The 12,721-nt window shown below is 63.7% G+C and carries 17 protein-coding genes; 4 read left to right on the top strand and 13 right to left on the bottom strand.

The window, feature by feature from the left end; translation table 11 throughout:
• From flgG to flgB, 6 genes are all read right to left on the bottom strand, one after another.
• Positions 1-613: flagellar basal-body rod protein FlgG (flgG, locus tag D3872_RS08540; RefSeq protein ID WP_119810367.1), on the bottom strand; the 613-nt coding region annotated here is incomplete at its 3' end.
• Between the two features lie 74 nt (positions 614-687).
• Entirely contained in the window at positions 688-1,428 is a 741-nt protein-coding gene (gene flgF / locus D3872_RS08535) for a flagellar basal-body rod protein FlgF (RefSeq protein ID WP_119810366.1), read from the bottom strand.
• Between the two features lie 114 nt (positions 1,429-1,542).
• On the bottom strand, positions 1,543-3,063 hold the full coding sequence (locus tag D3872_RS08530) for a flagellar hook protein FlgE (protein ID WP_119810365.1): 1,521 nt from the start codon (positions 3,061-3,063) through the stop codon (positions 1,543-1,545).
• A 32-nt stretch (positions 3,064-3,095) separates the two neighbouring features.
• Positions 3,096-3,809 carry a flagellar hook assembly protein FlgD gene (locus D3872_RS08525; RefSeq protein WP_119810364.1) on the bottom strand — a complete coding sequence of 238 codons (714 nt, stop codon included), beginning with the start codon at positions 3,807-3,809 and terminating at the stop codon, positions 3,096-3,098.
• Positions 3,810-3,826: 17 nt separating this feature from the next.
• The gene (flgC, locus tag D3872_RS08520) at positions 3,827-4,228 is read right to left on the bottom strand and encodes a flagellar basal body rod protein FlgC (protein WP_119810363.1); all 402 of its coding nucleotides are present in this window, start codon (positions 4,226-4,228) and stop codon (positions 3,827-3,829) included.
• A gap of 2 nt (positions 4,229-4,230) precedes the next feature.
• Positions 4,231-4,653 (bottom strand): flagellar basal body rod protein FlgB, encoded by a 423-nt coding sequence (flgB, locus tag D3872_RS08515; RefSeq protein ID WP_119810362.1) that lies wholly within the window; start codon positions 4,651-4,653, stop codon positions 4,231-4,233.
• 181 nt (positions 4,654-4,834) lie between these two features.
• Here flgB and flgA point away from each other — a divergent pair, with 181 nt between their 5' ends.
• The 4 genes from flgA to D3872_RS08495 all read left to right on the top strand — a co-directional run bounded on the left by flgA (position 4,835) and on the right by D3872_RS08495 (position 8,045).
• Entirely contained in the window at positions 4,835-5,530 is a 696-nt protein-coding gene (gene flgA / locus D3872_RS08510) for a flagellar basal body P-ring formation chaperone FlgA (protein WP_119810368.1), read from the top strand.
• Between the two features lie 101 nt (positions 5,531-5,631).
• Complete coding sequence (gene flgM, locus D3872_RS08505) at positions 5,632-5,937, top strand: flagellar biosynthesis anti-sigma factor FlgM (RefSeq protein ID WP_119810361.1); 306 nt, start codon at positions 5,632-5,634, stop codon at positions 5,935-5,937.
• Positions 5,938-5,944: 7 nt separating this feature from the next.
• Positions 5,945-6,412: a flagella synthesis protein FlgN gene (locus D3872_RS08500; RefSeq protein ID WP_119810360.1), complete on the top strand. Its 468-nt coding sequence runs from the start codon at positions 5,945-5,947 to the stop codon at positions 6,410-6,412.
• A 532-nt stretch (positions 6,413-6,944) separates the two neighbouring features.
• Positions 6,945-8,045, top strand: a complete 1,101-nt coding sequence (locus D3872_RS08495) for a M35 family metalloendopeptidase (protein WP_119810359.1) — start codon at positions 6,945-6,947, stop codon at positions 8,043-8,045.
• A 78-nt stretch (positions 8,046-8,123) separates the two neighbouring features.
• Here the strand turns inward: D3872_RS08495 and D3872_RS08490 are convergent, their stop codons facing one another.
• The 7 genes from D3872_RS08490 to flhF all read right to left on the bottom strand — a co-directional run.
• Entirely contained in the window at positions 8,124-8,603 is a 480-nt protein-coding gene (locus tag D3872_RS08490) for a hypothetical protein (protein ID WP_147373840.1), read from the bottom strand.
• 9 nt (positions 8,604-8,612) lie between these two features.
• Positions 8,613-8,837, bottom strand: coding sequence for an OmpA family protein (locus D3872_RS27250; protein WP_307719417.1), 225 nt, complete (start codon positions 8,835-8,837; stop codon positions 8,613-8,615).
• Positions 8,747-9,367 carry a flagellar motor protein MotB gene (locus D3872_RS08485; RefSeq protein ID WP_307719416.1) on the bottom strand — a complete coding sequence of 207 codons (621 nt, stop codon included), beginning with the start codon at positions 9,365-9,367 and terminating at the stop codon, positions 8,747-8,749. The genes D3872_RS27250 and D3872_RS08485 overlap by 91 nt, the downstream gene beginning before the upstream one ends.
• A 3-nt stretch (positions 9,368-9,370) precedes the next feature.
• Positions 9,371-10,117 carry a flagellar motor protein gene (locus D3872_RS08480; RefSeq protein ID WP_119810357.1) on the bottom strand — a complete coding sequence of 249 codons (747 nt, stop codon included), beginning with the start codon at positions 10,115-10,117 and terminating at the stop codon, positions 9,371-9,373.
• Positions 10,099-10,827 (bottom strand): RNA polymerase sigma factor FliA, encoded by a 729-nt coding sequence (locus D3872_RS08475; protein ID WP_119810356.1) that lies wholly within the window; start codon positions 10,825-10,827, stop codon positions 10,099-10,101. The genes D3872_RS08480 and D3872_RS08475 overlap by 19 nt, the downstream gene beginning before the upstream one ends.
• Positions 10,828-10,844: 17 nt before the next feature.
• Positions 10,845-11,684 (bottom strand): MinD/ParA family ATP-binding protein, encoded by an 840-nt coding sequence (locus tag D3872_RS08470; RefSeq protein ID WP_119810355.1) that lies wholly within the window; start codon positions 11,682-11,684, stop codon positions 10,845-10,847.
• On the bottom strand, positions 11,677-12,721 hold a 1,045-nt coding region (flhF, locus tag D3872_RS08465), incomplete at its 5' end, for a flagellar biosynthesis GTPase FlhF (protein WP_119810354.1). The genes D3872_RS08470 and flhF, both read right to left, overlap by 8 nt.

Genomic DNA, 12,721 nt, shown 5'->3' with positions numbered 1-12,721 from the left:
TGTTGGTGTTGGGGTTGCCGGACGCGCCGGTTTCCACGTACAGGTTTTCGCCCTTCGATTCCAGCCCGGCCGGATTGACGAAGGTGGACAGCTGCAGGGTGCCGATCTGGGTCGGGCCGGCGGTATTGGGAAGCGTGACCGACACGGTGCCGTCGCGGCCGATGGTCAGCGACTGTGCGTTGGCGGGCACGGTGATGGCGGGCTGGACGACGTAGCCGGACGAGGTCACCAGCTGGCCGTTGGAGTCGGACTGGAAGTTGCCGTCGCGGGTGTAGGCGGCGGTGCCGTCGGGCAGCAGCACCTGGAAGAAGCCGGCGCCGTTGACCATCACGTCCTTCGCGTTGCCAGTCGACTGGGGATTGCCCTGGGTGTGGATGCGTTCGATCGACACGGCGCGCACACCGGTGCCGACCTGCTGGCCGGATGGCAGCGCGGTCTGCTGGGACGACTGGGCTCCTGGCTGGCGCACGTTCTGGTACAGCAGGTCTTCGAACACCGCGCGCGAGCGCTTGAAGCCGTTGGTGCTGACGTTGGCCAGGTTATTGGTGATGACGTCGAGGTTGGTCTGCTGCGCTTCGAGGCCGGTTTTCGCGATAAAAAGGGAACGGATCATTGTCTTCTCCAGTTACGGCCATCCGCGAAAAGCGCGAAGCCATGAACAATGGAAACATTATCCGCCCCGGCCTATCAATTCAAAGCGAGGATCTGGGTTGCTTTCGCGGCGTTATTCTCGGCATTCTTCAGCAGGCTCATTTGGGTTTCGAACGACCTGGCCAAAGCGATCATGGTGACCATCGATTCGACCGGGCTGACGTTGCTGCCCTCGAGGGCGCCGCCCGCCACCACGACCCTCGGGTCGGCCGGGGCGGCGCTGCCGTCCTTCATGCGGAACATGCCGTCGTCGCCGCGCACCAGATCCTGCTCGTTCGGGTTGACCAGCTTGATGCGGCCCAGCACGGTGGGCGCGCCCGGCTTGGTGGTGGTGGCGATGGTCGAAATGGTACCGTCGCCGCCGATCGTCACCGACACTTCCGGCGGAATCGCGATCGGGCCGCCGTCACCCTGGACCGGCTGGCCCTTGGCGGTGGTCAGCACGCCGTTCTCGTTCATCTGCAGGCCGCCGGCGCGGGTGTAGGCTTCCGAGCCGTCGGCCATCTGCACCGCGATCCAGCCCTGGCCCTTGACGGCCACGTCGAGGTCGCGCCCGGTCAGCTGCAGCGGGCCGGACGAGAAGTCCGAACCGGCCGTGGCGTTGACCACGAAGGCGCGCGTCGGCAAGCCTTCGGACACCACCGGCACCGCGCGGAACGAGTCGAGCTGGGCGCGGAAGCCCGTGGTCGACACGTTGGCGAGGTTGTTCGAGGTGGTGGCCTGCTGCTCGAGGATGTGTTTCGCGCCCGAGGCGGCGGTGTAGATCAAGCGGTCCATGATTTAAGCCTTGTTTGTTCTGGCATGGCGGATGCGCTGTGCTTATCCGCCCTACGCTGGAACATCGACGTAGGGCGGATAAGCGAAGCGCATCCGCCGTTTTTTGCCTAACTATTAACGCAGGTTCACCAGCGTCTGCAGCACCGAATCCTGCGTCTTGATGGTCTGCGCATTGGCCTGGTACACGCGCTGCGCGGTGATCATGTTGACCAGTTCCGCGGTCAGGTCGACGCTCGAATTCTCGACCGCCGACGACTGCAGCACGCCCAGGCTGCCGGTGGTCGGGCTGCCGATCGAGGGCACGCCCGAGGTCGACGATTCCGCCCAGGCGTTGTTGCCCAGCGGGGTGAGTCCATTCGGGTTGGCGAAGTTGGCCAGCACGATCTGGCCCAGCGCCTGCGACTTGCCGTTGCTGTACTGGCCCAGGATGATGCCGTCAGGGCCGGCCGAGAAGCGCTGCAGGTTGCCGGCGGTGTAGCCGTCCTGGGTGGTCTTCTTCTCGCTGGTCGGCGCACCGTACTGGGTGGTGTTGGTGAAGCCGAATTTGAAGGTCAGCGTGGTTTCCGAACCGGTCGGCGGATAAATCGGCAGCGTCACCGTCAGCGGCAGCGTCTGCGGCGCCATCAGCGAGGTCGACAGCGCGCCGTTGACGTCGAAGTTCAGGTGGCCGGCGCGCACCGGCGGCACGCTGACGACGGCCGCGATCTTGGCGTCGATCTCTGCCGGCGTGATGCCAACCGTGGTGCCGGCGCTGTTGGCGGTGGAGGTGATCGTCGCGATCTGCGCGGCGGTGGCGCCGGCCGCGGTGGCGGCGGCAACCACGGCGTCGCGCGCGGCGTTGGCGTAACTGACTGCGGCGGCCGCCAGGTTGCCCGGCGGCGTAGATGCGGCGGCAGTGGCGTAGGCATTGCGCGCGGTAACCGCGGCCGGGTTTAGCTGGGCGGCGGCATTGACCTTCTGGTTGGTGATCTCGACGCCGTCGGCGGCGACGTACACGTTCCAGGAGCCAGGGCCGGTCTTGACGTAGAACGCCGACATCACATGCGGGTTGCCCAGCGTGTCATACACGTCGATCGGGGTCTGCTTGTTGTAGCTGGTCGGGTCGGTGGCGCTGAACGGCACGGTGGCCGGCACCAGGCTGCCCGAGTCGAGGTTCATCTCGGTGTCGACGCGGGTGGTCGCAACCGGCTTCAGGTCGGCGGTGTTGATCTGGATCGGGACAGGCGAGCCAGGCAGCACGGTGCCGCCGGCGCCGGTGCCGTAGCCGGTCAGCTTGGCGCCCTGGGCATTGACCATGAAGCCGTCCTTGTCGAGCTGGAACTGGCCGTTGCGCGAATACTGGGTGGTGCCGTTGACCACGGTGCGGAAGAAGCCGCCGCCGTTGATCGCCATGTCGAGCGGGTTGGCGGTCGCTTCGACCGTGCCCTGGGTGAACTGCTGCGCGATGGCGGCGACCTTGGTGCCGATGCCGGCGGTGTTGCCGGTCACGCCGTTCAGCGACGCGGCGTACACGTCCGCGAACTGGGCTTGCGCACCCTTGAAGCCGACCGTGCTGGCGTTGGCGATGTTGTTGCCGATGACGTCGAGCGATTTTGCAGCGCCGTTCAAGCCGCTAAGACCTTGTTGGAAAGACATGTGATTCTCCTGGATGTTTGTTGTTTAGCGGCTTAAAGGATTTGCTTGATCTCGGCCATGGACACGACGCCCTTGCCCGGCAGGTTCAGCTTGACGCCGTCCTTGGCATTGGTGCTGACGCTGGCGACGGTGTCGAACATCAGCGTGCGGGCGCCCGTGACCCGTTCGCCGCCCTGCTCGGCCACCACGCGGATCGAGTAGTTGCCGTTGGGCAGGATGATCGGTTTGCCGGCTTCGTCCACCTTGGACGGGTCGGGCACGCCGTCCCATGCGATCGGGACGATGCCTGGCTGCTGGGCGCCGAGGTGAATCGTTTGTACGTCCTTGCCGGTACGCTGGTCGGTGACGATGACCTGCACGCTGTCGGCCGCCTTGTCTAGCTCCACGCCCAACAAGCCCTTGCCGTCGTAGAGGGTGACGGTGCTGCCGTCGACCAGCACGCCGTGGCCGATCATGTTGGCGGCCTGCAGCGATTCGGAGGCCTGGTAGCTGGCCTTCAGCGATTCGAGCGTGGTATTCAGTTTGTTGACGCCGGTGACGGTCGACAGCTGGGCCAGCTGGCTGGTGATCTGGGCGTTGTCGAGCGGGTTCAGCGGGTCCTGGTTCTTCAGCTGGGTGACCAGCAGGGTCATGAACTTGTCGGTCGCTTCCTCGACGCTGCCGACGGCGGCGGCCTGCTTCCTGGGGTTGACCGCGTTGAGCAGGTCTGGCGACACCACGTTGGGATTGGTTTGCACGGTAGTCATAGTGGGCTCTTATCCGGTTACTGACCGAGCGTCAGCGTCTTGAGCAGCAGGGTCTTGGCCGCATTCATGGTTTCCACGTTGGTCTGGTAGGAGCGCGAGGCCGACAGCATGTTGACCATTTCGTCCACCACGTTCACGTTGGGCATCGAGACATAGCCTTTTTCGTCGGCGGCCGGATGCTTGGGGTCGTACACCTGTTTCAAGGGCGATGGATCTTCCACCACCTGCGCCACCTTGACCGCGGTGCCGCCGCCGGCCGTCGGCACCGCTTCGAACACGACGTGCTTGGCGCGGTAGGCTTCGCCCGTTGCGCTGGTGGCGCTGTCGGCGTTGGCCAGGTTGGAGGCGACGGTATTCAGGCGCTGCGCCTGGGCGCTCATGGCCGAACCGGAGACATTGAAGATATTAAACAGCGACATGATTATTGACCTCCCTGGATGGCCGCCATCAGGCCGCGGATCTGCGAATTGATCAGGGTGATCCCGGCTTCGTAGCGCAGCGCGTTGTCAGCAAACTGGTTGCGCTCGACGTCCATGTCGACGGTATTGCCGTCGACGGCGCCCTGCACCTGGCCGCGGTACTGGACCGGGGTGCCGTTGGGCAGGATGTCGGGATTGCCGGTAGCGCCGTTCAGGTGCGACGGCGAGGTCGTCTTCAGCGTACCGGCCGGCCCGGCGCTTTTCGCCATCGCGCCCTGCAGGGCGGCGGTGAAGTCGATGTCACGCGCCTTGTAGCCCGGGGTGTCCGCGTTCGCGATATTCGACGCAAGTAATTGCTGCCGCTGCGAGCGCAGGCTCAGCGCGGTCTCATTAAAGCGCAGGTAATCGTCGAGTTTGCCAATCATGCCAGCTCCAATTTGTCCGTTGCCGGCGGGATGCGGGCAACGGTCTTGTTATGACAGGATCGATATTACGGAAGCGGCAGTCCAGTCAATCGAAGGATAAGGAAGCGCAAAACCGGGCTATTCAATGATTCAGGTGGGCAACAGCGGGCCTAAGATGCTCTCATTCCAAGAGGCATCGCTCATGAAATCCACGCTCCTGACCCTTCTATTACTCGCTTCGCCACTGGCGCTCGCCCAGCAGCCGGCTCCCGCGCGCCAGGATCCGGCAGCGCTGCGCCAGGTGGTGGAACAGTACCTGAAGGCGCAGACAGCCGGCTTGGCGGGCAAGGTGACGGTTAGCGTCGGCAAGGTCGACCAGCGCATGAGCCTGGCCGCCTGCCCCGCCCCGGAAGCGTTCCAGCAGCCGGGCGCGCGCGCCTGGGGCAAGACCACGGTCGGCGTTCGCTGTGCGTCGCCGGCGCCTTGGACGGTGTATATTCAGGCGCAGGTGAGCGTGGTGGGCGACTATGTCGCCGCCGCCGTGCCGCTGGCGCCGGGCAAGGAGATCGACAGGTCGCAGCTGGCCATCGTCAAGGGCGATATCGCGGCGCTGCCGAACGGCGTGGTAACCGATATGGAACAGGCCGTCGGCCGCACCAGCACGATGTCGGTGCAGTCCGGCGCGCCACTGCGGCTCGACATGCTCAAGAGTAAGCCGGTGGTGCAGCAGGGCCAGCTGGTCAAGGTGGTTTCGCAAGGCAAGGGCTTCAGCGTGTCGGCCGAAGCGAAAGCCATCGGCACGGCAGCCGACGGCCAGGTGGTGCAGGCACGGACGCCGTCAGGCGCGGTGATCAGCGGCCTGGCGCGTGCCGGCGGACAAATAGAGGTGGCGTTCTAGGAATGCAGCTTTCTGGGGGATGATGGCTAAAGTTTACGGCGGTGGAGCCGTAACATACGCATACCCAAGAAGTTTCTGCTCCACCAGAGAAGGACGATGCTGTGAAAATCAACGATACACTCAAGAATACCCCTTCCCTGCCGGTGCACAACGCACCGGCCGCCGGCGCCAAAAGCGCCGAGAAGGCGGCTGCCGCTTCCACTCCGGCTACGTCGGACAGCGTGCGCCTGTCTTCGCAGGGACAAGCCCTGGCCAGTACGGCCGGCAGCAGCGCCGTGTTCGACACGAAGAAAGTTGAACGCATCAAGCTCGCGATTGCCGACGGACAGTTCCAGGTTAATTCAGAAAAAGTAGCAGACGGCTTGCTGGAAACAGTGCGCGACCTGCTGCATTCGCGTAAACGATAAATACCCTATGGCCAGCCCGTTCGATACTCTCTCCGAAGAACAACAACTGATTTCCTCCCTGCTTGAATTGATGAAGCAGGAGCAACAGTGCCTGATCGGCGCGGACATCGACGGCCTGAACGCCATTACGCCGCAAAAGGCGGACCTGATGAACCAGCTGGCCATCAAGGCCAACCAGCGCCACCAGGCGCTGGGCGCCGCCGGCCATGCCGCCAGCGAAGCGGGCATGCAGTCGCTGGTCGACAGCCTGGACAACCCTGCCGCCACCGCGGCGTGGAACAAGCTGCTGGACCTGACGCGCGAGGCGAAAGAGCTCAACCGCGTCAACGGCATGCTGATCAACAAGCAGATGACCCATAACCAGAACCTGATCAACGCCATGCGCCAGCCGGCCAGCGCGGGCGACAGCGCGGTCTACGGGCCGACCGGCCAGGCCGCTCCGAGCGGGCCTTCGCGCCGCTTCGTGGTTGGCTGAACCTCCCCCACTTCCTCCGACGGCCGCTGATGCGGCCGTTTTCAATTCTGGTCCAGACGTGCTGACGGCAAGACGTTTTGTTGCTTTTCGATCAGAAGTTTGAGAATCCTCAACATTTGTCGAGTTTCCATCGAATCAGGCTTTACTGAGCAATATCAACTGTGTGAGGATTGCTGACTAATTCGTACATACACGAAATCTCTCCAAAACTTGCGCGGCCAAATAGCGACCGCCAGCCCATCTCCATGTTCAGAATTTAACATTCTGACGCGCCTGACAACACCCTTTTAACAAACGCACGTGCTTGATTTAAAAGCATAAATTCTCATATTGCGTTTCGGAAACGTGATACGGAAAATACGTTGAGTATTCAGAAAAATGACACAAATTCCAATTATTCAATGTTTACTTGCAGTCAGCAAGTGTGTGAGCATGTGCGCTGTTGAGTTCGTAACTACAGCGGGGTTCGGAAATGCTTCCGGCAACAAGTCGACTCGGCAATCACAACAAAAACCTTCATCTCGGAGAAAACATGAACTGGAACCATTTGGTTAAAGCTGGTGTATCCATCGTTGCGGTAGCGGCCTGTTTCTCGGCCCAGGCTGCTTCGAATGGCGTAACGGTCAGTATCACGCCGGAAAAGAGTTCGCTGAACAAGGAAGATGACGTCGTCGTCCGCGTCACCATCACCAATACCTCGTCGACCCCGCAATACATCCTCAAGTGGCACACCCCGTTCGGCGGCGTCGAAGAAGCGCTGTTCGACGTCAAGCGCGACGGCGTCGACGTGCCCTACCTGGGCGCCCATTACAAGCGCCCTGCCCCGACCGCCAAGGATTACTACCTGCTCAAGCCGGGCGCATCGCACACCGCCAAGGTGGAGCTGTCCGCACTGTACGACATGAGCGTCACCGGCGACTACTCGATCAAGTACACCGCCGCTTCCTACCAACTGTTCGATGGCAGCAAGAAAGCCGCTGCCAAGCAGGTCGCGGGCGACATCGATTCGATCGAATCGGCGCCGGCATCGCTGTGGATCAATGGCCGTCTCGAGCGCGGCACCGTGGTCGGCACCCCGTTCGAGCTGGCCAAGGCGCCGGGCGGCGGCGGCACGCCTGCGCCAGCCGGGCTGTCGTACACGAACTGCACCGCGTCGCAGCAGTCGACCATCGCCTCGGCGGTCAACACTGCCAAGACCATGACCAACAACGGCGTGAGCTACCTGAACGCCGGCACCCAGGGCACCCGCTACACCAAGTGGTTCGGCACCTACGACTCGAGCCGCTACGCTACCGTGAAGTCGCACTTCGCGGCGATCAAGGATGGCTTCGACAACAAGCCGGTGGTAGTCGATTGCAGCTGCAAGCAGTCGTACTACGCTTATGTGTATCCGACCCAGCCGTACAAGATCTACGTCTGCAACGCGTTCTGGTCCGCGCCACTTAGCGGCACCGATTCGAAGGGCGGCACCATGATCCACGAGATGAGCCACTTCAACGCCGTGGCCGGCACGGATGACTGGGCCTACGGCCAGTCGGCGGCGGCCAGCCTGGCAATCAGCAACGCAGCAAAAGCAGTCGACAACGCAGATAACCACGAATATTTCGGCGAAAATACGCCGGCGTTGAACTAAGCGGTAACTGGGCAAACGGAAAAGCCTGATGGGCCGGCGATCGCGAGATCGCCGGCCTGTTTTGTTTGGGGGCCGGGGTTATTTGCGGAAACTGAAGGTGACTGGCATGACCTTAACGATCATCGGCGCGGCGACCTGCGAGGCGTCGGTGAGGTAGCTGCCGGAATACGACAGCGTGTAGGTATGCTGCCCCGGCTTGAAGTGGTAGGTGTTGGTGATGTCGATGCTGTTCGACTTTTTTTTCCCCGGCTTGAGCGCGACATAGTCGTCCATCGTCATCGGCCCGCGCTTGACCATGCGGCCGATGTAGTCGATTTCCTTGCCGCTGCCCGACTCGCGGATCTCGAACACACGCCCGACCAACTCCTTGTCCTCGAACACGGCCTTCGGCACGTACACGTCCTTGCCGGTCTGGTTGTCCACCGCCACCTTCACCACCACCTTGCCGCCGCTTGTATCGACCGAGACTTGTTCGCTGATGCCAGTCATTCCCGCTCCCGCTGATGCCGCGGCAGCCGCGGACAGCAGCGCCATTGCAGCCAAAGTTGTTGGTTTCACGCCCGCTCCTTATGGCTCGAAACGGCGCCTCGGTTCTTCCGGCAGCGCCGACAGGATGGTCACGGCCACGCGCCGGTTGCGCGCGCGCCCTTCCGGTGTGTCGTTCAGTGCGATCGGTACATTGGCGGCGTGGCCCAGCGCCGTCAGGCGCGCCGGCGGCACGCCGCTGTCGATGAACAAGCGTACCACGCTGCTGGCCCGTGCGGCGGACAGTTCCCAGTTGGAGGGGAACACGGAATTGCTGATCGGCGCGGAGTCGGTGTGCCCTCGACCTGGATCGCGTGGTTGTCGTCGACCAGCAACCGCGCCACCGCATGCAGCGGCTGGCGCGCTTCGGACTGGATCGCCGCTTCGCCCGGCAGGAACAGGGCGCTGGCGTTGATGTCGATGGTGACGCCGCGCCCGGTCTGGGTGACGGTGACCTTGCCGGACCGGATCAGCGGCGACAGCGTGCTGTTCATGCGCTCGGCCAGCACCGCCAGCCGCTCGCGCTCGCGCCGCAGCTGCTCGAGGCGGCGCCGGTTGGCCAGGCTGGTCATCGGCATGATCGGCTCGATCGCGGCGCTGCCCGGCGCGGCCTTTTCTTCCTTGCGGCCGAAGGCGTCGCCCAGCGACTCGGAGAACACGCGGTACTTGCCTTCGTTGACGACGGAGATCGCGTACATGACGACGAAGAAAGCGAACAGCAAGGTGATGAAGTCGGCGTAGGAAATCAGCCAGCGTTCGTGGTTCTCGGTGTCTTCTTCATACTTTTTGCGCGCCATGATTTATGGGCGCGACAGCAGGCTGGCGACGCGCTCTTCGATCACGCGCGAATGGTCGCCGGTGGCGATGTCGTGGAAGACTTCGGTGAGGATTTCGTACTGGGTCACGGTTTCGGCGACGATGCCTTTCAGCTTGTTGCCGACCGGGTAGAGGAACAGGTTGGCCATGCCCACGCCATACACGGTGGACACGAACGCCACCGCGATGCCGCTGCCCAGGCGCGACGGGTCGGTCAGGTTTTCCATCACATGGATCAGGCCCAGCACCGCGCCCAGGATGCCGATGGTGGGTGCGTAGCCGGCGGCCGATTCCCATATCTTTGCGGCCTGGCGCTGGCTGAATTCATAGGCGGTCAGTTCGATCTCCAGCATGCCGCGCAGCTTGTCCGGCTGGATGCCGTCGATCACGAGGCGCAGGCCCTTCTGGATGAACAGGTCGCTGGTGCCCTGCATGTACTGTTCGAGCGACAGCAGGCCGTCGCGCCGGGCGTGCGAGCTCCACGAAGTGATTTCGCGCGCCAGGCTGGCGCGCCGGCTTGGCGGCGGGCGGAACACCCAGCGCAGCATGCGCACGCCGCGCAGGAAGGTGGGCGAATCGTTTTGCAGCAGCACGGCGCCGAAGGTGCCGACCACCACGATGGCAAACGCGGCCGGCTGCACCAGCGAGGCCAGCTTGCCGCCTTCCATGCCGTGGCCGAGCAGCAGCCCGGCCACGGCGATGACGATTCCGACTAAGCTGGCCCAGTCCACGCCTGCTCCCGTAGTTGCGCGCGCAACCGCGCCACCGCCTGGGTGTGCAGCTGCGATACGCGCGATTCAGAAACGCCCATGACGGCGCCGATTTCCTTCAGGTTCAATTCTTCTTCGTAGTACAGGCCCATCAACATCTTTTCGCGCGGCGGCAGCCCGTCGATCGCGTCGATCACGGCGTGGCGGAAGTCGCTGTCCATCAGGCTGGCGAGCGGATCGCTGTCGTCGACGGCGTAGCGGTCGAGGAAGCTGTCGTTGCCGTCGTCGGCGTGGAAGTCTTCGTAGTAAACGAGCTGGTGGCCGCCGCCGTCGGACAGCATGTCCTGGTAGTCGGCCAGCGACATCTTGAGGTACTTGGCCACTTCGGTTTCGGTGGGCGGATGGCCGAGCTTCTGCTGCAAGGTCGACATCGCGGTCTCGATCTTGCGCATGTTCTGGCGCATCGAGCGCGGCAGCCAGTCGCTGTTGCGCAGCTCGTCGAGCATGGCGCCGCGGATGCGCAGCACCGCGTAGGTCTCGAACTGGGCGCCGTGGGTTTCTTCGTAGCGGCTGATGGCGTCGAGCAGGCCGATCATGCCGGCCTGGATGAGGTCGTCGACTTCCACGCTCGGAGGCAGCTTCGCCTTCATGTGGTGGGCGAGACGCTTTACCAACGGCATATGCTCCGTCAGTAAGTGGTTTTTGTCCGCTTTGCCTTTGACCGTGTACATGCTTTTCTTGTTAGTGATTAAGCGCCCAGGTGGGATGATCCCCCCGGACGGCCAGGCAACGTCATTCCCGGCAGCGCAAAGCGCCCCGCCAGGCGGCGGAACGCGACCGACGCGCCCGCCAGCGGGAATGCATCCACCACGGCGCGTCCGAGACGCGCGGCGCGCTGCAGGTATTCATCGGCGGGGACAGACCCCATCGACGTCAGCTGCACGGCCAGGTAGCGGCTTGCCGCGGTCGCCATATTATCGTAAACCACCTTCGCTTCCGCTTCTGAAGCATTGGTCACAAGAATTCCGAACGGGCGGCGGCCCAGTTGCTGCGACAGGCGCTTGATCAGCGCATAGGCATTGGTGATCGAGGCGGCGCTGGTGGACACCTGCACCACGATCTCGGACGCCTCCATCACCGGCAGCGGAAAGCTGCCGTCTTCGCTGAATTCGCCGTCGACCATCACTACGCCGGCCTGCTTGACCAGCACGTCGAAGGTCTTGGCAAGGCGGCGCGCGTCTTGCGCGCTGTAGTGACCGGCCATGCGGTCGCCGCGCGTCATGCTAGCCACGCCGAAGCCTTGCGGCGCCTGGTGGATCACCTGGTTCAGGGCGCATTCCTGGCGGGCCACCGTCAGCAGGCTGGCGCCGCCGTCGAGGCCGAGGCGCGCGGCCACGCCGTTATTGCCTTCGCATGCGTCGACCAGCAGCACGTCGTTGCCGGCGTGCGCCAGCGACGCGGCCAGGTTGACCAGCATGGCGCCCTTGTCGTCCTGGGGCGTGGCGGAGAGGAAGGTGACGATGCGCGGCTTGGGGCCGGCCAGCATCCGGCGCAGGCCTTCGGCCTGGTCGAAATCGAAGTTAGCCAAGGCGCACCTCGCGCAGCGTACGATCGTTGCGCGCGTTGCTCGTGCCGGCCATCAGCAGCGGCAGCTCGGCATCGGAGAACTGGCCGGCGGCGGCGTCGCGCTTGAGGCGGAAGGCGCGGTCGACCAGCATGCCGCGGTCGGCCAGGTGCAGGTCTTCCGGTACGCGCTGGCCGTTGGAGATGTAGAACAGGTTCAGCTTCTGGCGGATGATCACGTCCAGCACGTTGCCGATCGATGCCGCTTCGTCCAGCTTGGTCATGATGCAGCCGGCCAGGCCGCTGCCCTGGTAGGCGCGCACCACTTCGTTAAGGGTTTCGTTGGTCGAGGTCGCGTTCAGGCACAGCAGGCGCTTCACGTCGGCGCCGGTTTCGGACAGCATCGCCACCTGTTCGGCCACGTTCTGGTCGCGCTGGGAGACGCCGACGGTGTCGATCAGCACGGTGTGCTTGTTGCGCAGTTCCTTCAGGGCGATGCGCAGGTCGGCTTCGTCCTTCACCGAGTGCACCATCACGCCGAGGATCTTGCCGTAGATGCGTAGCTGTTCGTGCGCGCCGATACGGTAGGCGTCGGTGGTGATCAGGGCCAGCTTTTCCGGGCCGTGGCGCATCACGCAGCGCGCCGCCAGCTTGGCGGTGGTGGTGGTCTTGCCGACGCCGGTCGGGCCAACCAGGGCGAACACGCCGCCTTTTTCCAGGATTTCGTCTTCGTTCTCGAGGGTGGTCAGGTTGCGGTTCAGGACGGTCTTGATCCAGCGCAGCGAGTCGGCGTTGTCCTTACCGGCCGGCAGTTTTTCAATCAGGTAGCGCGACAGGCTGGCCGAGAAACCGGCCGCCAGCATCTCGCGCAGCACGGCGGCCTTTTGCGGTTCGCGCTGCTGGGTCGTGCCCCAGGCGATTTCGGCCAGCTGGGTTTCCATCTGGCCGCGCATGGCGCGGATTTCATTCATCATGCCGGACATTTCGGCGGCGGCGCTTTCCTGCGCGTGGGCGATGGCGGCTTTCATCATTGACGACATCTGGCCCATGTCGAAGGCCGGC

The organism is Massilia cavernae, from assembly GCF_003590855.1.
Classification (GTDB): Bacteria; Pseudomonadota; Gammaproteobacteria; order Burkholderiales; family Burkholderiaceae_D; genus Telluria_A; species Telluria_A cavernae.
This window is presented reverse-complemented; position numbering and strand designations above follow the sequence as displayed.